Raw genomic sequence first — 22,212 nt, 5'->3', positions numbered from 1 at the left:
CGTCTCCAGCATCTGTCCTTTGTGTTTCGCGGCCGTTAAGGTCCCGTAGAAGCTGGTCGATCGGATGAGGAGGCGCCGTGTCCCGCAAGCCGTTACGCCGTCTGCTGTCGGCAGCGCTCGGTGCGCTGCTGGCGCTGCCGATATCCGGAAGCTTCGCCACGCCGGCCGCGGCGGCCGAACCGGGCTTCCGGGCCCTGGTCTTCTCGAAAACCGCGGGATTCCGGCACGGTTCGATCCCCGCCGGGATCGCGGCGATCCAGAAGCTCGGCCAGGACAACAACTTCACGGTCGACGCGACCGAGGACGCCGGGGCGTTCACCGACGCGAACCTGGCCCGCTACGACGTCGTGGTCTGGCTCTCCACCACCGGCGACGTGCTCGACGCCGACCAGCAGGCGGCCTTCGAGCGGTACATCCGCCAGGGCGGCGGCTACGCCGGCGTGCACGCCGCCTCGGACACCGAGTACGAGTGGCCGTGGTACGGCAAGCTCGTGGGCGCGTACTTCAACAGCCACCCGGCCATCCAGCAGGCCACGGTCAAGGTGGACGACCACGTGCACCCGTCCACCGAGTCCCTGCCGGACCGGTGGGTCCGCACCGACGAGTGGTACAACTACCGCACCGACCCGCGCGGCAAGGTGCACGTGCTCGCGGCCCTCGACGAGCGGACGTACGGCGCGGGATCGGGCGCGATGGGCACGAGCCACCCGATCGCCTGGTGCCAGCAGTACGACGGGGGGCGATCCTGGTACACCGGCGGCGGCCACACCGACGCCTCGTACGCCGAACCGGAGTTCCTGCGGCACCTGCTCGGCGGGATCCAGACGGCGGCCGGCGTGCTGCCGGCGGACTGCGGGGCGACCGTCGACGACAACTTCGCCCAGGTGACCCTCGCCAAGGGCGCGGACACCACCGGCGAACCCATGAACCTCGCGGTGCTGCCCGACCGGCGGGTGCTGCACACCTCCCGCGACGGCCGCGTCTTCCTCACCACCCCGGAGGGCGTGACCAGCCTCGCCGGCCGGCTCCCGGTCTACAACCACGACGAGGACGGGTTGCAGGGCATCGGGGTGGACCCCGGCTTCGCCAGCAACGGCTGGATCTACCTCTACTACGCACCCCCGCTGGACACCCCGGAGGGGGACGCGCCGAACGACGGCACCAGCGCGGACTTCGCCCGCTTCGACGGGGTGAACCGGCTGTCCCGGTTCAAACTCACCGGCGGCACCCTCGACCTGGCCAGCGAGCAGGAGATCCTCGAGGTGCCGGCCAACCGGGGCATCTGCTGCCACGCCGGCGGCGACATCGCCTTCGACGCGGCGGGCAACCTCTACCTCTCCACCGGCGACGACTCCAACCCGTTCGCCTCCAGCGGCTACAACCCGATCGACGAGCGGCCCAGCCGCAACCCCGCGTACGACGCGCAGCGCTCGTCGGCCAACCCGAACGACCTGCGGGGCAAGGTGCTACGGATCAAGGTGGCCGCCGACGGCAGCTACCAGTCGCCGGAGGGGAACCTCTTCCCGGCCGGCACCGCCGGCACCCGCCCCGAGATCTACGCGATGGGCTTCCGTAACCCGTTCCGCTTCACCGTCGACCCGGAGACCGGCTGGCTCTACCTCGGCGAGTACGGCCCGGATGCCGGCGCCGCCGACCCCAACCGCGGCCCCGCCGGGATGGTGGAGTTCAACCAGATCCGCGGCCCCGGCAACTTCGGCTGGCCGTACTGCGTCGGCCCGAACGTCGCGTACAACGACTACGACTTCGCGACCGGGACCTCCGGCCCGAAGTTCGACTGCGCCGCCCCGCGCAACACCTCGCCGCACAACACCGGCAAGCAGGACCTGCCCGCCGCGCAACCGGCGTGGATCACGTACGACGGCGCCTCGGTGCCGGAGTTCGGCGACGGCAGCGAGTCGCCGATGGGCGGCCCGGTCTACCGGTACGACCCGGACCTGAGGTCGGACACCAAGTTCCCGGCGTACTTCGACGGCACGTTCTTCGCGGCCGACTGGGGACGTGGCTGGATCAAGAACATCGTCCTGGACGACGCCGGCCAGCTGCAGAGCATCAACCCGTTCCCCGAGCAGGTGGTGCGGCCGATGGACATCGAGTTCGGCCCCGACGGCTCCCTCTACGTCCTCGACTACGGCAGTGGCTACTTCGGCGGCGCGCCGGACTCGGCCGTCTACCGGATCGACTACGTCAAGGGCAAGCGCGCCCCGATCCCGGCGGTGAGCGCCAACCCGACCTCCGGCGCGGCCCCGCTCACCGTGGCCTTCTCCTCCGCCGGATCCCGGGACCCCGACCCCGGCGACTCGTTCACCTACGCCTGGGACTTCACCGACGACGGCACGGTCGACTCGACCGAGCCGGACCCCACGTTCACCTACCCCACCAAGGGGCAGTTCACCGCCCGGCTCACCCTGACCGACCAGGCCGGTACGACCGGGACGGCGACCGTGCAGATCACGGTCGGCAACACGGCGCCGCGCGTCGAGTTCACCAACCCGCCCGCCGGTGGCGTGTTCCAGTTCGGTGACCGGGTGCCGTTCAAGGCGACCGTCACCGATCCCGAGGACGGCGAGATCGACTGCGGGACCGTGCAGATCGACTACGCCCTCGGCCACGACACGCACAGCCACGGGCTGGTCCAGACGCACGCCTGCGAGGGGGTGCTCGACACCGTCGCCGAGGACGGCCACAGCGCCGACGCCAACCTCTACGGCGTGCTCGCCGCGACCTACACCGACCAGGGTGCGGCCGGCGTTCCGCCGCTCACCGGGCAGACCCGGCTGGTTCTCCAGCCGCGGGTCCGGCAGAGTGAGCACTTCACCGAGGCCAACGGGATCCAGGTCGTCGACGCGGGCGGCGCGCACGGCGGGAAGCGCGTCGGATACATCGACAACGGCGACTGGATCGCGTTCGACACGTACAACCTGACCGGGATCACCGGTGTCCAGGCCCGGTTCTCCTCCGGCGGCGGAGGCGGCACCCTCGAATTCCGGACGGACCGGCCCGACGGGCCTCTGGTCGCCAGCCTGGCCGTGGCGAACACCGGCGGCTGGGACAACTACGTCGACAGCCCGGTCGTCCCGGTCACCGACCCTGGCGGCACCCACCGGCTCTACCTGGTGTTCAAGGGCTCCGGCGGCGGGCTGTTCGACGTCGACCAGTTCACCTTCCACGGCAAGGGCGTGGCGTCGAGCACCCGGCCGGAGGTGAGCGCGTCGGCTGACGTCACCCAGGCGGAGGTCCCGGCGACCGTCCACTTCACCGCCACCGGCGCGGACCGGGACGGGGACCCGCTCAGCTACGCCTGGGAGTTCGGTGACGGCGCGACGTCGACCGAGCAGAACCCGACGCACACCTACACCAGGGCCGGCATCCACACCGCCAAGGTCACCGTGCGGGATCCGTCCGGGCTGGCCGCGTCGGCCACCGTCACGGTGAACACTTACCGGGTGGCACCGCCCTGCGCAGACCCGTCCGCCGAGGTGAACCCGGACGACGAGTTCACCGGCGAGGTCATCGACCGGTGCCGGTGGACGGTGCTGCGCGAGGACTCCGCGCACTACCGGCTCGTCAACGGGTCGCTGCAGGTCGACGCCCTCCCGGGTGACATGTACGGCGGCGCCACGGACGCGAAGAACATCCTGCTCCAGGACGCCCCGGACGGGTCGTGGCAGGCCGTGACGAAGCTGACCATCGACCACACGGACACGTGGGAGCAGGCGGGCCTCATCGTCCACGGCGACGACCCGAACTTCGTCAAGTTCTCGTTCATCCGGACCGACAGCGGCGTACGCAACTTCGAGTTCATCCAGCAGCAGGGCGGATCGCCGATCGACGGCGGCGCCGTCGACCGTTCGCCCAACCTGGCCGTGGACTTCCCGCACACGGTGTGGATGAAGGTCACCAGCGACGGGCGGACCCTGACGGCGGCGTACTCGACCGACGGCGAGCAGTGGACGACCGTCGGCCGGCCGCGGAACCTGGCCGCGGTGCCGAACCCGAAGGTGGGTGTCGCCGCCTTCAATGGCACCGGCAACCCGGCGTCGTTCGACTTCTTCCGGCTCGACGACGCGCCGCAGCACGCCTGCACGCCGACCGCCCCGGAGGCCGGCTACACCAGCCTCTTCGACGGCACCGCGGCGAGCCTGGCGAAGTGGAAGCAGGCCGGGCCGGGCGGCTTCCTGCACGCCGCCGACTGCACCCTGCTGTCCTACGGCGGCCTGGGCCTGCACTGGTACGACCAGAGCTTCCGGGACTACCGCCTGAAGCTGGACTGGAAGCTGGCCGGGGACGACAACTCCGGGGTCTTCGTCGGGTTCCCGAACCCGGGCAACGACCCGTGGTCGGCGGTCAACCAGGGGCACGAGATCCAGATCGACGCCACGGACGTGCCGGAGAAGACGACCGGGGCGATCTACAACTTCCAGTCGGCCGACCTGGCCGCCCGGGACGCCGCACTCAAGCCCCCGGGGCAGTGGAACTCGTACGAGATCGTCGTCCGGGGCCAGAGCATCGTGATCTTCCTGAACGGCGTGAAGATCAACCAGTACGTCAACACCGACCCGGCCCGGATGCAGCAGCCCAGCTACGTCGGTATCCAGAACCACGGTGACGGTGACGACGTCTACTTCCGCAACATCCGGCTCCAGGAGCTGCCGGCCGACACCGTCGCGCCCACCACCCGGGCGACGACCTCCCCGGCGGACCCGGACGGCGCCGCCGGCTGGTTCCGCTCCGACGTCACGGTGACCCTGAACGCCACCGACGGCGACAGCGGCGTGGCGCGGACCGAGTACCGGAGCGGCGGTGGGTGGACCGCGTACACCGGGCCGATCCCGGTGTCCGGCGACGGCGAGCACACCGTCGAGTACCGCTCGGTGGACCTCGCGGGCAACGCCGAGGAGGCGCGGCAGCTGGTGGTCAAGCTCGACGGGACCGCGCCGGTCTCCGCCGCCACGTTCGCCCCGCCCGGCGACGCGGGGTGGCACAACGGAGCTGTGCCGGTCACCATCACGGCCGCCGACCAGACCTCCGGAGTGGGCAAGATCGAGTACTCGCTCGACGGGGGTGCCTGGACGCCGTACAGCGACTCGGTGGAGGTGCGCGGCGACGGCAACCACACCCTCCGGTACCGGGCGACGGACCGAGCGGGCAACGTCGAGGACGTGAAGTCCGCCGTGCTGAAGATCGACGGTACGGCCCCGGCGGTCCTCCTCTCCGGGGTGGCGGCCGGTGCCACGTACGGCGACAGCCAGGACGTACGGATCACCTACTCGGCGACGGACGGCACGTCGGGGGTGGCGTCGCTGGTCGGCACGCTCGACGGGAAGCCGATCCTCGACAACACCCTGCTGCCGCTCTACGGGCTGTCGCTCGGCGAGCACACCCTGGCGGTGGTGGCGACCGACGAGGCGGGCAACCGGTCGACCCGGTCGATCACCTTCACCGTGACGACCTCGATCGAGGACATGGGCAACCTGGTGGACCGGTTCCGGGCCACCGGCTGGCTCTCTGCCGAGAGTGCCAGCCAGCTGCACAAACCGTTGGACCAGGCCGGCAAGTTCGCGGCCAAGGGGCTCAACAAGCAGGCGGTGCGGGAGCTCCGGCCGTTCCGGGACCTGGCGGGTGACCCGAAGGTCGTACCGAACGCCGAGGTGCGCGCCGTCCTGGTCCGCGACGCGGACGTGATGATCGGGCGGTTGTCCGGGAAGTAGGAGGGTTTGCGAGGCGGCCAGGGCCGGGGGTGGCACACCCCCGGCCCTGTCCGGTGGTTCTCGGCTACGCGGAGTCGCGGACGACGAGCTCGGTCGGCAGCATCAGCGCCTGCTCGACCGTCCCGCCCGCCGCGATCCGGAGCAGTTGCCGGGTCATCGCCCGGCCCAGCTCCACTATCGGCTGCCGGATCGTGGTCAGCGGCGGTTCGGTGTACGCCGCCGTCTCGATGTCGTCGAAGCCGACCACCGCCACGTCGTCCGGCACCCGTCGCCCCGCCTCCCGCAGGGTCCGCAGGGCGGCGTGCGCCATAAGGTCGGACGCGGCGAACACCGCGTCCAGGTCCGGGTGCTCGGCGAGCAGTTGCCGCATCGCCGCGGTGCCGGACTCCCGGGTGAAGTCGCCGAACGCGACCAGCTCGGGCAGCCCGGCCGCGGCGACGGTCTCCCGGTAGCCGACCAGCCGCTCGATGCCGGCGACCATGTCCTGGGGCCCGGCGATGGTGGCGATCCGCCGCCGGCCCCCCTCGATCAGGTGGCGCACCGCCCGGGCGACCCCGCCGACGTGGTCGATGTCGACGTACGGCACCTCGGCGCCGTCCAGGGGCCGGCCGCTGCACACCACCGGGATACCGAGCCGGGCCAGCTTGCCGGGCAGCGGGTCCGCGCCGTGCAGCGAGGCGAAGAGCACGCCGTCCACGTGCCGGCCGGTGGTGTACCGCTCGACCCGTTCGTGCCCGGCCGGCGAGCCGGCCAGCATGAGCACGAGCTGCTTGTCCGCCGCCTCCAACTCCTGTGCCGCCCCGCGGATGATGCCCGGGAAGACCTGGTCGTCGGAGAAGACCCGGGTCGCCGCCTCGGGCAGCACCAGCGCGATCGAGTCGGTCCGCTGGGTGACCAGGCTGCGGGCGGCCAGGTTCGGCACGTACCCGAGTTCCTCGACGGCCTGGCGGACGGCCCGCTGGATCGACTCGGCGACCGTGGTGGAGCCGTTGACCACCCGGGAGACCGTGGCCCGGGACACGCCGGCCCGGCGGGCCACCGCCTCCAGGGTCGGGCGCTGCGCCGTCGTCATCCCCGTTACCCCCCCCACCTCGTCACAGCCCGTTCCGGGAGATCACCTCCTGGTGCCAGCGGGCGCTCTCCTTGGGTGTGCGCCGCCGGGTCAGGTGGTCGACGTGGACGATCCCGAACCGCATGCGGTAACCCTCGACCCGTTCGAAGTTGTCCAACGACGACCATACGAGATAGCCCGCGCCGGTCGACCCCGCGGGCGACGCCGCGATCGCCGCTACCTCGTCACCGCGCGTAACGGCGACGAGCGCAGGTACCTTCTCCCGCACTCGCTTTGCTCTGCAGCCACCCACGCAGCAGCCACGCTCCGTGTCCGCTGCGTGGGTGGCTGCAGAGCAAAGGCGGAAGGGAGCGACTACGGCGCCTCCGTACTGCTGGACTAAAAGTCCGATTTGCTGTCGTTCGGCGGAGGGTTTGGGCGGTCCCAAGGTCACGCAGGTTCGGCATTGGTGACCCAACGTGAGGATTACCCGCCGTCACACCGGTTGCCCGATGCTCGGCGCCCAGGCGAACGGGGGAGAGTGGCCTCCCCGTGCCGGGAAGCCACTCTCCGCCGTGCTGTTGTGCGAGCCCGAGGGCCGCCCGGGTGGGGTCAGCCCACCCGCAACCCGTCGAGCAGCCGGCGGTCGCCGGCCACGCCGAGGGCGTCGAAGCTGATCCGTCCCATCAGGGCCAGCAGCAGGTCGCTCGCCGTCCCGGTGATCTGGGCCCGGGCATGGTGCTCGTCGTGGTCGAGGATGGTGGTGGTGTCCAGCAGCGCCACCCCCTCGCCGCGCAGCCGCAGGTACCAGTTCTGGGCGGCGTCGGTCGCGGTCACCTGCACCACGCCGTGCCACTGGCCGGGCTGGATCCGCCGGCCCGCCGGCAGCCAGGTGTCCAGCACCTCGCTCACCCCGTCGGCCGCGAGCTTGGCCTCGATCGGCTCACCGGCGGCGATGGCGACCTGGGCGTCCCAGCGGTGCACCGCCGTCTCGTGCGCAACCCGTCGCGGCCAGAAGCCCGCCTTCTTCGGCTGTGGCGCGAAGTTCCACGCCGGCGCCTCCGGGTCCAGCCCCTCGAGCAGACGCATGAGCTGGTCGAACTCCTGGCGGTACCACTGCGCCGGGGTGAGGTCGGCGGGCGGGGCCACCTCCTCGCGTACCGGCCTGGTGGTGGTCCCGGCGGTCACCACCGTGCGGGCCCAGCGGTAGACCCCGCAGAGGTGGTGAGCGAGGTCGGAGACCGTCCAGCCGGGACAGGAGAGCACCGGAGTCTCCGCCGGCGCCTCCGCGACGGCGGCGGCGAAGGCGGGGCCCTCCGTGCGCAATGCGCCGATCCAGAAGTCCTTCGTGCCGTGCAGTCTGCTCATCGCAATCCTCCCGGGGGTGACCGGGCCACCAGTGGGTGCCGCGGCTACCCCTCAGCCTAGGGTGAAAGGCGTGTCAGACGTCTACGCCGAACCGACGACCGGAGCCGACCCGACCGACCCGGCCACCCTGGCGAGATACACCACGCTTCGCCTCGGCGGCGCGGCTCGGCGGCTGGAGACCGCCGGCAGCGCCGAGGAAATCGTACAAAAAGTGCAGGAGGCGGAGGCACGGGACGAGCCGGTCCTCATCCTCGCCGGCGGCAGCAACGTGGTGATCGGCGACCAGGGCTTCCCCGGCACGGTGGTGCTTGTCCGGTCCCGGGGGTTCCGGGTGGTCGCCGAGGACGCCGACACGATCACCGTACGGGTCGAGGCCGGCGAGCCCTGGGACGACCTGGTCGCCGCCACCGTCGGGCGGGGCTGGTCCGGGCTGGAGTGCCTCTCCGGCATCCCCGGCTCGGCCGGGGCCACCCCCATCCAGAACGTCGGCGCGTACGGCCAGGAGGTGGCCGAGACCATCACCGGCGTCCAGGCGTACGACCGCACCCACCGCGAGGTGGTACGGATCGAGGCGGGCGACTGCGGGTTCGTGTACCGGGGGAGCATCTTCAAGTACAGCGACCGCTGGGTGGTGCTCTCGGTCGACTTCCGGCTGACCCGCTCCCCGCTCTCCGGCCCGGTGCGCTACGCCGAACTGGCCCGGGCGCTCGGCGTCGAGGTCGGCGACCGGGTGCCGCTGGCCGACGCTCGGGCCACCGTGCTGCGGCTGCGTGCCGGCAAGGGCATGGTGCTGGACGGGGACGACCCCGACACCTGGTCGGTGGGCTCGTTCTTCACCAATCCAGTGCTGGAGCGCGAGGCGTACGAGCTGTTCCGGGAGCGCGCCGCGGACCTCGGCGAGCCGCCGTCCTGGCCGGGCGCGGGGGACGTGGTCAAGGTCAGCGCCGCCTGGCTGATCGACAAGGCCGGCTTCGGCAAGGGTTACTCCGGCCCGGAGGGGGTGGCCATCTCCAGCAAGCACACCCTCGCGCTCACCAACCACAGCGGCACCGCCAGCACCTCGGCCCTGGTGGCGCTGGCCCGGGAGATCCGCGACGGCGTTCACGACCGCTTCGGCGTCACCCTCCACCCCGAGCCCGTCCTCATCAACTGCACCATCTGACCCCACCCACCCGGGTCGCCGGCCCTCGGCGATCATGAAGTTAGCGGCGACAAATCGGACGCCGGGCACCGCTAACTTCATGATCAACGCGGCCCGCGGGGGCGGGAAGAGGAAGGGGGCCGTCAGGTGGGGGAGATGGTGGGCCAGGGGACGGTGAGTTCGCCGTGGCGCCAGCGGCGGGGGCGGTCGAGGACGGGCCAGCCCGCCTCTTCGACCGCGGCTACCGTCCGGAGCCAGCGCTGGCGGGGGCCGAAGGGGGCGTAGCCGGCGGCGGCCTGCCAGGCCTCGTCCAAGGCGCCGATCAGGTCGTGGATCCGTTCCCCGGGGACGTTGCGGTGGATCAGCGCCTTGGGCAGCCGCTCGGCGAACTGGGCCGGGCTCTCCAGGGTGGTCAGCTTCGCGGCCAGGGTCAGGGTGCGTGGGCCGGCCGCGTCGAGCAGCACCCAACTACCCAGCCGGCCCAGCTCGTCGCAGGTCCCTTCGACCAGGAGCCCGCCCGGGGCCAGCCGCTCGACGACCGTCCGCCAGGCGTCGGCCACCTCGCTCTCGTCGTACTGACGCAGCACGTTGAACGCCCGGACCAGGGCGGGCCGAAGGCCAGCCAGCTCGAAGCCGCCCCGGGCGAAGGTCAGCCCGGGCGGGTCGGCGGCGGGCTGGGCGGCGGCCACGCGTACCGGATCGATCTCCAGCCCGACCACCCGGACGTCGGCGCGGACCCCGGCCGCGAGTCGGGCCCGCAGCTCGACGGCGGTGACCGGGGTGGCGCCGTAGCCCAGGTCGACCACCAGCGGGTCGGCGGCGGCGCGCAGCGCCTCGCCGCAGGTCTCCACGATCCAGTTGTCGACCCGGCGGAGCCGGTTCGGGTTGGTCGTCCCCCGGGTCACCACCCCGAGCGGCCGGTGCCGCATCAGGCTGTCCGGTGCACCTTGTGCTGGGCGGCCTGGGCCAGCGGACGGACCACCAACTGGTCGATGTTGACGTGCTGCGGGCGGGTGGCGCACCAGGCGACGCAGTCGGCCACGTCCTCGGCGACCAGCGGCTCCGCCACCCCGGCGTAGACGGCGGCGGCCCGCTCGGCGTCGCCGCCGAACCGGACCAGGCCGAACTCCTCGGTCTTCACCATGCCCGGGTCGATCTCGATCACCCGCACCGGGCGGCCGCACAGCTCGAGCCGGAGGGTGCCGGCGATCGCCGTCTGGGCGTGCTTGGCCGCGGTGTAGCCGCCGCCGCCCTCGTAGACGACGCGCCCGGCGGTGGAGCTGACGATCACGATGGTGCCGGCGCCGGACGCCTCCAGCGCGGGCAGCAGCGCCTGGGTGACCCGGAGCGTGCCCAGCACGTTCACGTCGTACATCCACTGCCAGTCGCCGATCGAGCCGGACTTCACCGCGTCCAGGCCGCGCGCCCCGCCGGCGTTGTTGACCAGCAGGGTCACCGGACCGGGCGCGGCGGCGGCCGCCGCGACCAGGCCGGCCACCGACTCGTCCGAGGTGACGTCGCACTCCACCGCGGTGGCCGCGCCGCCGGCCGCCTCGATCTCGGCGACCAGGCCGGCCAGCCGGTCGGTACGCCGCGCGGCGGCGAGCACGTGGAAACCCTCGGCGGCCAGCCGGCGGGCGGTGGCCGCGCCGATCCCGCTGGACGCTCCGGTGACGATGGCGACAGAGGTCATCCCGGCATTCTCCCCCGCGTCCGGCATCGACGCGGTGATGAGGTCCGTCACGCCGGCGGACCGCCCCGCGCATTACCACCCGCCGATCGGGAAGATGACATCCGGCGAGGACGTTGTCCGAAAAGCGCCGGGCGTGCGGGACGGCATCAACCGTGACAGAGGGAGCGGACGTGGCGGAGTTGCACACCGGTGTCGGTCGTCAGCGAGGTGCCCTGCCGTGGCCGCGGCCGCGCCGGATCGCCACCCTCTCCGTACACACCTCGCCGCTGCACCAGCCCGGCACGGGCGACGCGGGCGGCATGAACGTCTACATCCTGGAGGTCGCCCGACGGTTGGCCGAGGCCGACGTCGAGGTGGAGATATTCACCCGGGCCACCTCCGGCGACCTGCCGCCGGTGGTCGAGATGGCCCCCGGCGTGCACGTCCGGCACGTCACCGCCGGCCCGCTGGAGGGGCTGACCAAAGAGGAGCTCCCCGGGCAGCTCTGCGCCTTCACCGCCGGCGTGCTCCGCGCCGAGGCGGCACGCCCGCCGGGCCACTACGACCTCATCCACTCGCACTACTGGCTCTCCGGGCAGGTCGGCTGGCTGGCCAAGGAGCGGTGGGGCGTGCCCCTGGTGCACACCGCGCACACCCTGGCGAAGGTCAAGAACGCCCAGCTCGCCGCCGGGGACCGGCCGGAGCCGAAGGCCCGGCTCATCGGCGAGGAGCAGGTGGTCGCCGAGGCCGACCGGCTGGTCGCCAACACCCGGGTGGAGGCCCGCGACCTGCTCTCCCGGTACGACGCCGAGCCGGACCGGGTGGCCGTCGTGGAGCCCGGCGTCGACCTGGACCGGTTCCGGCCCGTCGCCGGGGACCGGGACGCCGCCGCCCGCGCCGCCCGCCGCCGCCTCGGCCTGCCCACCACCGGGTACGTGGTGGCGTTCGTCGGCCGGATCCAGCCGCTCAAGGCACCGGACGTGCTGGTCCGGGCGGTCGCCGCGCTGCGCGAGCGGGAGCCCGCGCTGGTCGACGAGCTGACCGTGGTGATCTGCGGTGGCCCCAGCGGCAGCGGTCTCGACCGGCCCACCGCGCTGATCGAACTGGCCGGCGCGCTCGGGGTCGCCGACCGGGTGCGTTTCCTGCCGCCGCAGACCGGCGACGACCTGCCCGCCCTCTACCGGGCCGCCGACCTGGTCGCGGTGCCGTCGTACAACGAGTCGTTCGGCCTGGTCGCGCTGGAGGCCCAGGCGTGCGGCACACCCGTCCTGGCCGCCGCCGTGGGCGGTCTGGTCACCGCCGTTCGCGACGGGGTCAGCGGGGTGCTCATCGACGGCCACGACCCGGTCGACTGGGCCCGTACGCTGGCCCGGCTGCTCCCCGACCGGCTGCGCCGCGCCGCTCTGGGCCGGGGCGCGCAGCGTCACGCCCGCAACTTCTCCTGGCATCGCACCGTCTCCGGCCTGCTCGCCGTGTACGGCGAGGCGATCGCCGAGCACCGCGCCCGGCTGGCCGGGCAGCTCTCCGGCGACCCGGCCCTCTCCTGCTCCTGGTGACCGGTCCCGCCCGCCCGGCCGGCGGCGGGTGGGGTCCGTGGCGCGCCCGTAGAGTGGGTGCGGTGAGCCGCAGGAGTGAGGTCGCCGCGCTGATCGAGTCCGGCTGCGCCGAGCGCGAGCTGGAGTGGGAGGCCACCGGCGAGGCGTCGTACGCGGTCACCCTGCCGGGGACGCACAAGCTCAAGACGATCTGCAACCTGATCGTCGGCGAGCACGCGCTGCGGATCGAGGCGTTCGTGATGCGCCAGCCGGACGAGCGCCGCGAGGAGCTCTGGGCCTGGCTGCTCCAGCGCAACGCCCGGATGTACGGGGTGGCCTTCTCCATCGACGCGGTCGGCGACGTCTACCTGACCGGCCGGGTCAACCTGGCCGGGCTCGACGAGGACGAGCTGGACCGGCTGCTCGGGGCCGTCCTGACCTACGCGGACGAGTCCTTCGACAGCATGCTGGAGATCGGCTTCGGCACCGCGATCCGCCGGGAGTGGGAATGGCGGGTCAAGCGGGGCGAGTCGACCGCCAATCTGGCCGCGTTCGCCCACCTCTTCGCGCCGTCGACCAGTTCCGGCCCGGCCACCCGAGGTTCGGACCCGTCATGACGGGTATGCCGCACCGCGCGGTGCGGCACTTGGGACCCACCGCGGGCCGAGGACGGACTGTCGAGGAGCGTGTCCCATGGCTCAGCGCATCAGCTCAGGTCGCGGCACGACTGCGACCAGGACCAAGCGGCAAGCCGGCAACAAGACCCCGAACACACCGCGGATCTCCGAATCCGAGATCTCCCGGATGCGGGTCGACGACCTGCGTAACCAGCTTCGCCGACGCGGGGTCTCCGGGATCTCCGCCCTGCGCAAGCCGGAACTGGTGAAGACGCTGGCGAACACCCTGCGGGCGGAGAGCCGAGGCGGTGGCGCGGCACGCAGGCCGACCGGGCCGGCCGGGCGCGCCGCCGCCACGAAGAAGGCGGCCGCCAAGAAGGCACCGGCGAAGCGGACCGCCGCGGCCAAGGCGGTACCCGCCGCGAAGGTCACCGGTGCGCGGGCGAAGAAGGCCGCCCCCGCGAAGCGGGCCGCGGCGAGGAAGGCCGCCCCCGCGAAGCGAGCCGCGGCGAAGAAGGCGCCCGCCGCGAAGCGGGCGGCCCCCACGAAGAAGGCCGCGGCGAAGAAGGCACCTGCTGCGAAGCGGGCGGCCCCCGCGAAGAAGGCGGCGGTGTCCCGGGCGCGCGGCGCGACGGCGACCGCCGGTGCGGGTCGGCGGACGGCGGCCTCTCCCGGGGGTACGGCGGCGACGCCGGTCCGGACCGGCGGATCCTCAGCCCGTTCGGTGCGGTCGTCCCAGCAGATCACCTCGCTGCAGGATCGTCCGGAGCGTCCCGGGCGGAGCCTGGTGACCGCCAACCACGAGGTGATCCAGCGCTGGGCGCGGGACCGGGGCGCCAAACCGGCCACCATCGCCGGCACCGAGCGGGAAGGCCGGCCGGGCGTGCTGACGTTCAACATCCCGGGGTACCGGGAAAGCAGCCGGATCCGGGAGATCACCTGGGACGACTGGTTCCGGACCTTCGACCTGCGCGGCCTGAACCTGATCTACCAGGAGCAGATGCGGGACGGCCGGCAGAGCAACTTCTTCCGCACCGAGAATCCCAACCGGGAGGACGCCTGAGGTTTGCGGGAATGGTTGGCGGGAACCCGCTGTTGGTCAACACATGGCCCGGAGCAAGGGACAGCCGGATTTCCGACACGGGTGTTGTGACGGGCAAGACAGCAATCTGGGTTGAATCCGGAATCCGGGCGAACTAACTTTATTGCACCGCGCCACGCTTGTAATCGTTCGGGGGAGCGGCGGATCGATCAGATCCGCGCAAGCGAGGCGCGAGGGATCGGGTGGAGCACATCGTTGGGGGACGGTGCCACCCGTGGAACCGGCGGCGCGAGCGGGCGACGCTTACGGGGGTGAGTGTCGCCCGCCGCCGCCGGGCGTACGGTGCGAGCGTCCACCTCGACGGGGGTCGAGGTGGGCGCTCGACGCCGTCCTGGGCCGGACGCCGCGCGTACCCGCCTCAGCGGCCCCCGACCAGCGCTTCCGTCCGGTCCGCCGACGCCGCCCGCAGCGCGGCGACCCGGCGTTCCCGAGGCGGCCCGGCGAGCAGGTGACCGACCGCCGCGACCAGGCCCAACCCGCCCACGACGAGCCAGTGCCGCTCGCCGAGGTGCTGCAGGCTCAGGCCGCCCAACGCGGGCGCCACGAAGGACGCCGCCGGGAAGGTGAGGTAGAAGACCGACTGGTAGCGGGCCCGCAGCTCCGGTGGCGCGAGATCCGCGTTGATCTGCGCGTTCGGGGGTGCGGCGAGCATCTGCCCGACGGTCCACACCACCGCCGCGCCCAGATAGAACGGCAGGTGATCGGCGAGGGCGAGCGCGCCGAAGCCGAGCGCCATCAGCCCGGTGGAGGCGGCGAGCACGGTCGACTTCCGGTACGGCTCGATCAGCCGGGGCACGAAGAGTTGCCCCGCCACGATCAGTGCGCCGCCGACCGCCACCACCAGCCCGTACGCCGAGGGGCCCAGCCCGTCGGCCCGCATGGCCAGCGGCATGATCGTCGAGGTCTGCATGGTGAGCACGGCCAGCAGGAAGCTCAGCCCGACGAAGACGAGGAAGGTCCGATCGGTCAGCGCGGTGTGCAGCCCCGGCCGCCGGGACCGACCCGCCACGACGCGAGGGGTCGCCGCCCGGCGGGACAGCGTCTCGGGGACCTTCAGCGCGATGACGGCCGCCGCGGCCAGCGTCGCGGCGGCGTCGACCAGGAAGAGCGCGAGGAAGCTCGCCTCGGCGAGCAGACCGGCCAGCAGCGAGGCCACCGCCATGCCGAGGTTGAACGCCCAGAACTGGAGGTTGAACGCGCGCGAGCGGCGTTCCTCGGGCACCACGTCGACGATGGCCGCCACGAAGGCCGGACCCGGCATCGAGTGCACCACCCCGACCAGCGCGGCGAGCACGGCGATCACCGCCAGTTGCCGGCTGAACGCCAGGCCCACCATCAGTGCGGCCGCGCCGAGGTGTGCGGCGAGCAGGGTGGCCCGCCGGCCCCAGCGGTCGGCCAGCACCCCGCCCAGCAGCGTCCCGCCCGCCCCGCCCGCCCCGTACGCCCCGACCACCAGCCCGGCGAGGGACGCGGAGGCGCCTCGTGCGGCGGTCAGGTAGAGCGACAGGAAGAGCATCGCGAAGGCGCCGGCCCGGTTGATCAGCAGGCCGGACCAGAGGTACCAGAAGGTGGCGGGGAGCCCGCCGGCCGTGTCGTCCCACCAGCGCCGCAGGCCGCGCACCCGTCCTCCAGGAAGGTTTGTTAACCGGTCCGCCTCAGACCGTAGGGAGCCGGGTCCGACCACGCCAGCGTGGCCCTGATCACCACCCGGACGGGCGTACCTCAGGAACGGACCGGCTCGGCCGGTGCGGTGGCCGCGGCCTCGGCCACCTCCGGCGCCGGCGGCCGGACCACGGTGACCGGCCGGACCGGCGTGGCGAGGGGCCGGAGCTGGACCGCGCGCCGTTCCCGAGCCGGGCCGGAGATCAGGTGGGCCACCGCCGTCACGACGCCGATCGCCGCGCAGCCGAGCCAGAGCGTGGAGTTGCCCGAGTGCTCCCGGACCAGGCCGCCGAGGATCGGCGCGGTGGCCCCGGCCAACTGCCAGGAGAGTGAGAAGACGCCCTGGTAGCGGCCGCGCAGCGCGGCGGGGGAGAGCTCGGCGATGAGCGTGGCGTTGGACGGCGAGTTGAGCATCTCGCCGACCGTCCAGATCAGCACGGTGAGGCCGTAGAACCAGACCGCGTCGGCGAACGCGGTGAGGCCGAAGCCGAAGCCCGTCACGACCGCGGCGAGCGCCAGCACGTGCGAACGGCTCCGGCCCTTGATCAGCCGGGGTACGAAGAGCTGGCCGACCACGATCAGCACCCCGTTGAGCGCGATCACCGAGCCGTAGGTGGCGGGGCTCAGGCCCGAGTCGCCCATCGCGATCGGCAGCATCGAGATGTGCTGGAGGAAGACCAGCGCGGAGAACAGGTTGAGCGCCACGAACCCGAGGAAGACCCGGTCGGTGAGGATGGTCCGCAGGGCACCGGCGGGGACCGCCGGTCCCTTGGCGACGACCGGGCCGGTCGCGGGCGACCGGGTCTCCCCGACCCGGGTGAAGATGATCAGCGCGGTGACCACCGTGGTCGCCGCGTCGACCAGGAAGAGCAGCAGGTAGCCGGCCTCGGCGGCGACGCCGGCGAGCACCGCGGCGCAGGCGAAGCCGAGGTTGATCGCCCAGTAGTTCAGCGAGAAGGCGCGCAGCCGGTCCTTCTCCGGCACCACGTCGACCATCATGGCGCCGAACGCCGGGCGGGCCGCCTCGGCGAACAGGCCCAGCAGCAGCGCGCCCAGGGCCACCGCCCAGAGTGGCCGGGCCAGGCCGAGCGCGAGCATCATGACGGCCGCGCCGAGGTGCGCGGTGAGCAGCGTGGGGCGGCGGCCCCACCGGTCGGTGAGGGTGCCGCCGATCGTGGTGCCGACCGCGCCGCCGACGCCCCAGAGGCCGATCACCAGGCCGGCCTGCGAGGCCGAGAAGCCGCGCTCCTTGGTGAGGTAGATGGCCAGGAAGACCAGGACGAACGAGCCGAGCCGGTTGATCAGCGTGCCGGTCCAGAGGTACCAGAAGGACCTCGGCAGCCCGCCCGTGGTGTCCCGGAACCAGCCGCGTACCGTCCGCATCCTGACGCCCCCGTTTTGGTAATGACCGATGAATCCCCCGCGCCTTACAACCTAGTCTCGCCCGGGAACGCCGGTCATCAGCTTTTCCACGTGGTGGTCGTCACGACCGGTCCCCGCGTGTCCGCCGACGACGTACGGCAGGATGATCCGCATGACTGCGAGCGAGGGGCCCACCGTCGGGACGCTGGTCCTGCTGCGGCACGGCGAGAGCGACTGGAACGCCAAGAACCTCTTCACCGGCTGGGTCGACGTCGACCTGACGGCCAAGGGGGAGAGCGAGGCGCGGCGCGGTGGCGAGCTGCTCCGCGAGCACGGCCTGCTGCCGGACGTGGTGCACACGAGCGTGCTGCGTCGCGCGATCCGCACCGCCGAGCTGGCGCTGGACGTCGCCGAGCGGCACTGGATCGCGGTGCGCCGGTCGTGGCGGCTCAACGAGCGGCACTACGGCGCCCTCCAGGGCAAGAACAAGAAGCAGACCCTGGACGAGTACGGCGAGGAGCAGTTCATGCTCTGGCGCCGGTCGTACGACACGCCGCCGCCGCCGATCGACGACAACGACCAGTGGTCCCAGGTCGGCGACCCCCGGTACGCGCTGCTGCCGACCGAGCTGATGCCGCGGACGGAGTGCCTGAAGGACGTCGTCGACCGGATGCTGCCCTACTGGTACGACTCGATCGTGCCGGACATCCTGGCCGGCCGGACGGTGCTGGTCGCGGCGCACGGCAACTCGCTGCGGGCCCTGGTCAAGCACCTCGACCAGATCTCCGACGAGGCGATCGCCAAGCTGAACATCCCGACCGGCATCCCGCTGCGCTACGACCTCGACCCGCAGCTGCGCCCGCAGACGCTGGGCGGGACGTACCTGGACCCGGAGGCGGCCAGGGCGGCCGCGGCCGCCGTCGCCAACCAGGGCCGCTGAGCTGGTAAGGAGGGGCACCTTGTGAACGCCTCGGCGTTGCCAAGGGGCCCCTCCTGCGCGGTCAGGCGGCGGCCTCGCCGGTGATCAGGTAGACCACGTGCTCGCCCACGTTCACCGCGTGGTCGGCGAACCGCTCGTAGAAGCGGCCCAGCAGGGTGGCGTCGATCGCGGTCTCCACCCCGTACGGCCAGTCGTCGCCGAGCAGCACGCCGAAGAGGCTCTTGTGCAGGTCGTCCATGGCGTCGTCGTCGCTGTCCAGCTCGGCGGCGAGCGCGGCGTCGGGCTTGGCCAGCACCGAGGCGATCTTCTCGGCCATCCGGTCGGCGATGGCGGCCATGTCGGTGAAGACCGGACGCAGCTCGGCCGGCACCGCAGGGGAGGGGTGCCGGCGCAGCGCCGTCTTGGCCACGTGGTCGGCCAGGTCACCCATCCGCTCCAGGTCGGCCGCCACGTGCAGGGCCGTGATCATCGCCCGCAGGTCGGAGGCGACCGGCGCCTGCCGGGCCAGCAGGTCGCAGACCCGCTCCTCCACGTGCCGGTAGAGGTCGTCGATCTCGGCGTCCCGCGCGACCACGGTCTCCGAGGCCGCGCGGTCGGCGGTGAGCAGGCCCCTGGTGGCCTGGCGCAGGGCGGCACGCACCCCCTCCGCCATGTCCACCAGCAGCTGGCTGACAATCTGCAGGTCGGCCCGGAACTCGTCGCGCATCGTCACTTCCTGAGGTCGGTGGCCGCCGGCGGCCGGGATCGGCCGCGAACGGCGTGAGCAGGTGCGCGACCCACCGTAGGCCGGGGGTGTCGGCGCCAAGGTGAACGCGGGTGAACGACGCGGGGCCCGTGAGTGAACTTTCCCGGAAGTGAGCGTGGTTCGTCCCGTTCTGCCCGGTCGTCAGGTGAACATTGACCCTACGATCGCCGGGTGGATTGGGCGGTGGCGGTCGCGGTGGCCGTGGCTCTGGTGATCGGACTGATCGCCGGGCTGCTGCTGTCCGGACCCGTCGGGCAGTGGCGGCGAGCGGTGTCATCGGGGAGCGAGGGCTCCCGTCGGCTTACAGGGAGGCCCGCGATTCCGGACGATCAGCAGGGCGGGCTCGCCGGGCTCGGCCGGAAGACGATCGACTCGCTCCGCGCCGGCGTGGTGGTGCTCGACCCGGACGACCAGCCGGTGCTGGTGAACCCGGCGGCGCGGGCGATGGGCCTGCTGCGTACCGGTGGGACGCCCGGCAGCATGGTGGCGCACCCGCTGATCCGTACCCTCGCCGGGCAGGTCCGCCGCACCGGCGTGCGCCGCGAGATCGAGCTGGACCTGCCGCGCGGCCGCGACAGCGCCGGGGACAACCCGCTCGGCGTGCACCTGCGCGCGATGGGGCTGGGCGCCGGCTACATCTCGGTCGAGGCGGCCGACGTCACCGAGTCGCACCGGCTGGCCCGGGTCCGGCGGGACTTCGTGGCCAACGTCAGCCACGAGCTGAAGACCCCGATCGGGGCGCTTCAGCTCCTCGCCGAGGCGCTGGTCGACGCCACCGAGCCGGCCGGTGAGGGCGCGGCCGACCTCTCCGAGGACATGGTCGCCGCCCGGCGGTTCGCCGAGCGGATCCAGCACGAGTCGACCCGGCTGGGCCGGCTCGTCCAGGAACTGCTGGAGCTGACCCGGCTCCAGGGCGCCGAGCCGCAACCCGCACCCGAGCCGGTCTCCGTGGACTGGGTGATCGCCGAGGTGATCGACCGGACCCGGACCGGGGCCACCGCCCGCCACGTGGAAATCGTCGTCGATGGCCAGCGCGGCCTGACCGTGTACGGTAGCGACAGCCAGCTCGCCACCGCGGTGGCGAACCTGGTGGAGAACGCGATCAACTACTCGGGCGAGGACACCACGGTCCGGGTGACCGCGCGGGCCACCGACGAGCACGTCGAGATCGCCGTGGCCGACCAGGGCATCGGCATCGCCCCGAACGAGGTCGACCGGATCTTCGAGCGGTTCTACCGGGCCGACCAGGCGCGCTCCCGGGCCACCGGTGGCACCGGCCTGGGTCTGGCCATCGTCAAGCACATCGCCAGCAACCATGGCGGTCGGGTGGACGTGTCGAGCACTCTTGGTGGAGGGTCGACGTTCACCCTCCGGCTGCCCGCACGACCCCCGGACGACCTGGAGGCGACACTCTCCTCCGCTGGGATCGAGGCCGGCCCGGCCGAACTCCGGTAGGCCTGACCGACAGGAAAGGAAACACCCCGTTGAGCCGCGTACTGGTGGTCGAGGACGAGGAATCGTTCTCCGACGCCCTGTCCTACATGCTGCGCAAGGAGGGCTTCGAGGTCTCCGTCGCCGCGACGGGCACCTCCGCCCTCACCGAGTTCGACCGGACCGGCGCCGACATCGTGCTGCTCGACCTGATGCTGCCGGAGATGTCGGGCACCGAGGTCTGCCGGCAGCTCCGCCAGCGCTCGCACGTCCCCATCATCATGGTCACCGCCCGGGACAGTGAGATCGACAAGGTGGTCGGCCTGGAGATCGGGGCCGACGACTACGTGACCAAGCCGTACTCGCCGCGCGAGCTGGTGGCCCGGATCCGGGCGGTGCTGCGCCGGCAGAGCGCGGAGGCGACCGAGTCGGGTGCCCCGACGCTGGCCGCCGGCCCGGTCCGGATGGACATCGAGCGGCACGTGGTGACCGTGGACGGCGGCGCCGTGCAGCTGCCGCTCAAGGAGTTCGAGCTGCTGGAGCTGCTGCTGCGCAACGCCGGCCGGGTGCTCACCCGGGGGCAGCTGATCGACCGGGTCTGGGGCGCCGACTACGTGGGCGACACCAAGACGCTGGACGTGCACGTCAAGCGGCTGCGCTCCAAGATCGAGCCGGAGCCGTCGGCGCCGCGCTACATCGTCACGGTCCGGGGCCTGGGCTACAAGTTCGAGCCCTGATCACTTCTGGTCCCGGCTCGGGGCCGCTGTCCGCTTGCGGTTGCGGTTTCGGGTGTGGCCCGTCTGATCGGTTGCGGTGCTGGGGTGTGGCCCGCCGTGCCCGGCTCCGGGCGGTCAGGCTTGATCCCTCCGCCGGTCACGGCGGGCCACACCCGCGTCGTGCGCCTTCACCGCCCGGCTGTCCGGCCTGCGTGGTTCGCCCGTCGTGTGCGGGGTGTCGCACTTGCCTCACGGCCTCAGTGCGCGTCTGCGCGGAGCGCGGTGGCCGTCCGCCCGGAGCGCCCTGCGGGGAAGGTGTGGTCTTCCCAGCGGCCCGAGGGCCCCTTCCGTGGAGTTTTGCCCCGTGCGTGCCAGCGAAGCGGCTCTGGCCAGAGCGTCGACCGGTCCGGTGGCCGGCACCGGCGCAGCCCGGGCCGGTGCCGCCGGTCCTTGATCGACTCCATATACGGGATGTGGCGGTATCGGCGGCTGTCGGATACCGCCGTTTACGCGACCTTGTGTGGATCTTCGGAGGGCTGGCCCCTCCGTCCGGGCGTTCTGGCAGGTGATGTCCGGTTTGTGGATGTGGCCGGCGGCATCCTGGGGCCGGAATGGTGGGCGGCCGGGGGTCGTCGAACGCGGGTGCACGGCCGAGGAAGGCCCCTTGGAGCCGGGGCTGCCGGGGTCGGCCCCACGGAGATCTGGGGCGCCGGCGCGGTTCCGGAATGATGGCAGGCCGCCGGTCGTTGCACATGAACCACACGATCGAGCCCCCGCAGGGGGTGGCCGGCCCGGAATGTCGGTGGGCCGCCGGTGGTTGCATATGTGCCACGCGATCGAGGCTCCCCGGTGAGGCGGGGTGGCTGGGCCCGGAATGATGGCGGGTCGTCGGTCGTTGCACATGAGCCACGCGATCGAGGCACCCCGGTGGGGTGGCCGGGCCCGGAATGTTGGTGGGCCGTCGGTCGTTGGATATGGTCCCGGCGCCGCGAAGAGGCGATCCCCCTTTCTCGCCCCGCGAGCTAGCCGGTTCGAAGACTTTCCCCTCTTTTGAGCGCCTGACGGTGCTTGCGCACAGGTAGCCGACACCCCCCCCGTCGGTGTGTACGCCAACCCCCGAATGGAGCTTTGGTGATGAACA

At 72.4% G+C, this 22,212-nt stretch carries 15 protein-coding genes and 1 pseudogene; 8 read left to right on the top strand and 8 right to left on the bottom strand.

What is annotated here, in order from left to right; translation table 11 throughout:
• The first annotated feature begins 77 nt into the window (after window positions 1-77).
• The gene (locus ACY34I_RS09130; RefSeq protein WP_462754171.1) at window positions 78-5,729 is read left to right on the top strand and encodes a ThuA domain-containing protein; all 5,652 of its coding nucleotides are present in this window, start codon (window positions 78-80) and stop codon (window positions 5,727-5,729) included.
• A 64-nt stretch (window positions 5,730-5,793) separates the two neighbouring features.
• Here ACY34I_RS09130 and ACY34I_RS09125 read toward each other — a convergent pair whose 3' ends face one another.
• The 3 genes and pseudogenes from ACY34I_RS09125 to ACY34I_RS09115 form a co-directional block, all read right to left on the bottom strand.
• Window positions 5,794-6,801, bottom strand: coding sequence for a LacI family DNA-binding transcriptional regulator (locus tag ACY34I_RS09125; protein ID WP_148793281.1), 1,008 nt, complete (start codon window positions 6,799-6,801; stop codon window positions 5,794-5,796).
• Between the two features lie 22 nt (window positions 6,802-6,823).
• A pseudogene (locus ACY34I_RS09120) lies at window positions 6,824-7,004 on the bottom strand (family 1 glycosylhydrolase); the annotation flags it as partial.
• Between the two features lie 388 nt (window positions 7,005-7,392).
• On the bottom strand, window positions 7,393-8,148 hold the full coding sequence (locus ACY34I_RS09115; protein WP_462754170.1) for a maleylpyruvate isomerase family mycothiol-dependent enzyme: 756 nt from the start codon (window positions 8,146-8,148) through the stop codon (window positions 7,393-7,395).
• A 70-nt stretch (window positions 8,149-8,218) separates the two neighbouring features.
• Between ACY34I_RS09115 and ACY34I_RS09110 the strand changes: the two genes are divergently transcribed.
• Window positions 8,219-9,310, top strand: a complete 1,092-nt coding sequence (locus ACY34I_RS09110) for a UDP-N-acetylmuramate dehydrogenase (RefSeq protein WP_462754169.1) — start codon at window positions 8,219-8,221, stop codon at window positions 9,308-9,310.
• Window positions 9,311-9,432: 122 nt separating this feature from the next.
• Here ACY34I_RS09110 and ACY34I_RS09105 read toward each other — a convergent pair whose 3' ends face one another.
• Together ACY34I_RS09105 and ACY34I_RS09100 are read right to left on the bottom strand one after the other, a co-directional pair.
• Window positions 9,433-10,218 (bottom strand): class I SAM-dependent methyltransferase, encoded by a 786-nt coding sequence (locus tag ACY34I_RS09105; protein WP_462754168.1) that lies wholly within the window; start codon window positions 10,216-10,218, stop codon window positions 9,433-9,435.
• Complete coding sequence (locus tag ACY34I_RS09100; RefSeq protein WP_462754167.1) at window positions 10,218-10,982, bottom strand: SDR family NAD(P)-dependent oxidoreductase; 765 nt, start codon at window positions 10,980-10,982, stop codon at window positions 10,218-10,220. The genes ACY34I_RS09105 and ACY34I_RS09100 overlap by 1 nt, the downstream gene beginning before the upstream one ends.
• A gap of 170 nt (window positions 10,983-11,152) precedes the next feature.
• Between ACY34I_RS09100 and mshA the strand changes: the two genes are divergently transcribed.
• The 3 genes from mshA (at window position 11,153) to ACY34I_RS09085 (ending at window position 14,176) form a co-directional block, all read left to right on the top strand.
• The gene (gene mshA / locus ACY34I_RS09095) at window positions 11,153-12,517 is read left to right on the top strand and encodes a D-inositol-3-phosphate glycosyltransferase (protein WP_462754166.1); all 1,365 of its coding nucleotides are present in this window, start codon (window positions 11,153-11,155) and stop codon (window positions 12,515-12,517) included.
• A gap of 62 nt (window positions 12,518-12,579) precedes the next feature.
• Entirely contained in the window at window positions 12,580-13,113 is a 534-nt protein-coding gene (locus ACY34I_RS09090; RefSeq protein WP_462754165.1) for a type III secretion system chaperone family protein, read from the top strand.
• Window positions 13,114-13,300: 187 nt separating this feature from the next.
• Complete coding sequence (locus ACY34I_RS09085) at window positions 13,301-14,176, top strand: hypothetical protein (protein ID WP_462754356.1); 876 nt, start codon at window positions 13,301-13,303, stop codon at window positions 14,174-14,176.
• A 397-nt stretch (window positions 14,177-14,573) separates the two neighbouring features.
• Here ACY34I_RS09085 and ACY34I_RS09080 read toward each other — a convergent pair whose 3' ends face one another.
• Window positions 14,574-15,836, bottom strand: a complete 1,263-nt coding sequence (locus tag ACY34I_RS09080; RefSeq protein WP_462754164.1) for an MFS transporter — start codon at window positions 15,834-15,836, stop codon at window positions 14,574-14,576.
• A 101-nt stretch (window positions 15,837-15,937) separates the two neighbouring features.
• Window positions 15,938-17,260, bottom strand: a complete 1,323-nt coding sequence (locus tag ACY34I_RS09075; protein WP_462754163.1) for an MDR family MFS transporter — start codon at window positions 17,258-17,260, stop codon at window positions 15,938-15,940.
• Window positions 17,261-17,411: 151 nt separating this feature from the next.
• Between ACY34I_RS09075 and ACY34I_RS09070 the strand changes: the two genes are divergently transcribed.
• Entirely contained in the window at window positions 17,412-18,179 is a 768-nt protein-coding gene (locus tag ACY34I_RS09070; protein ID WP_148793291.1) for a phosphoglyceromutase, read from the top strand.
• Between the two features lie 61 nt (window positions 18,180-18,240).
• Here ACY34I_RS09070 and phoU read toward each other — a convergent pair whose 3' ends face one another.
• Entirely contained in the window at window positions 18,241-18,885 is a 645-nt protein-coding gene (gene phoU / locus ACY34I_RS09065) for a phosphate signaling complex protein PhoU (RefSeq protein ID WP_148793292.1), read from the bottom strand.
• Between the two features lie 210 nt (window positions 18,886-19,095).
• On the opposite strand from phoU, the gene ACY34I_RS09060 reads away from it, so the two are divergent.
• Window positions 19,096-20,379: a sensor histidine kinase gene (locus ACY34I_RS09060; protein ID WP_462754162.1), complete on the top strand. Its 1,284-nt coding sequence runs from the start codon at window positions 19,096-19,098 to the stop codon at window positions 20,377-20,379.
• Window positions 20,380-20,408: 29 nt separating this feature from the next.
• A complete protein-coding gene (locus ACY34I_RS09055; protein WP_148793293.1) occupies window positions 20,409-21,092 on the top strand; it encodes a response regulator transcription factor in 684 nt (227 codons plus the stop codon).
• Window positions 21,093-22,212: the final 1,120 nt, after the last annotated feature.

The organism is Micromonospora sp. RTBAU3-60 (assembly GCF_054963695.1).
The sequence above is the reverse complement of the archived record's forward strand: the minus strand, read 5'-3'. Positions and strand labels throughout refer to the sequence as shown.

Excerpts from the sequence above, each read along its gene's own strand:
- ACY34I_RS09085 (WP_462754356.1), top strand. The coding sequence starts at position 13,301 with ATGCGGGTCGACGACCTGCGTAACCAGCTTCGCCGACGCGGGGTCTCC.
- ACY34I_RS09115 (WP_462754170.1), bottom strand. The coding sequence starts at position 8,148 with ATGAGCAGACTGCACGGCACGAAGGACTTCTGGATCGGCGCATTGCGC.
- ACY34I_RS09125 (WP_148793281.1), bottom strand. The coding sequence starts at position 6,801 with ATGACGACGGCGCAGCGCCCGACCCTGGAGGCGGTGGCCCGCCGGGCC.
- phoU (WP_148793292.1), bottom strand. The coding sequence starts at position 18,885 with ATGCGCGACGAGTTCCGGGCCGACCTGCAGATTGTCAGCCAGCTGCTG.
- ACY34I_RS09100 (WP_462754167.1), bottom strand. The coding sequence starts at position 10,982 with ATGACCTCTGTCGCCATCGTCACCGGAGCGTCCAGCGGGATCGGCGCG.
- ACY34I_RS09070 (WP_148793291.1), top strand. The coding sequence starts at position 17,412 with ATGACTGCGAGCGAGGGGCCCACCGTCGGGACGCTGGTCCTGCTGCGG.
- ACY34I_RS09105 (WP_462754168.1), bottom strand. The coding sequence starts at position 10,218 with ATGCGGCACCGGCCGCTCGGGGTGGTGACCCGGGGGACGACCAACCCG.
- ACY34I_RS09075 (WP_462754163.1), bottom strand. The coding sequence starts at position 17,260 with ATGCGGACGGTACGCGGCTGGTTCCGGGACACCACGGGCGGGCTGCCG.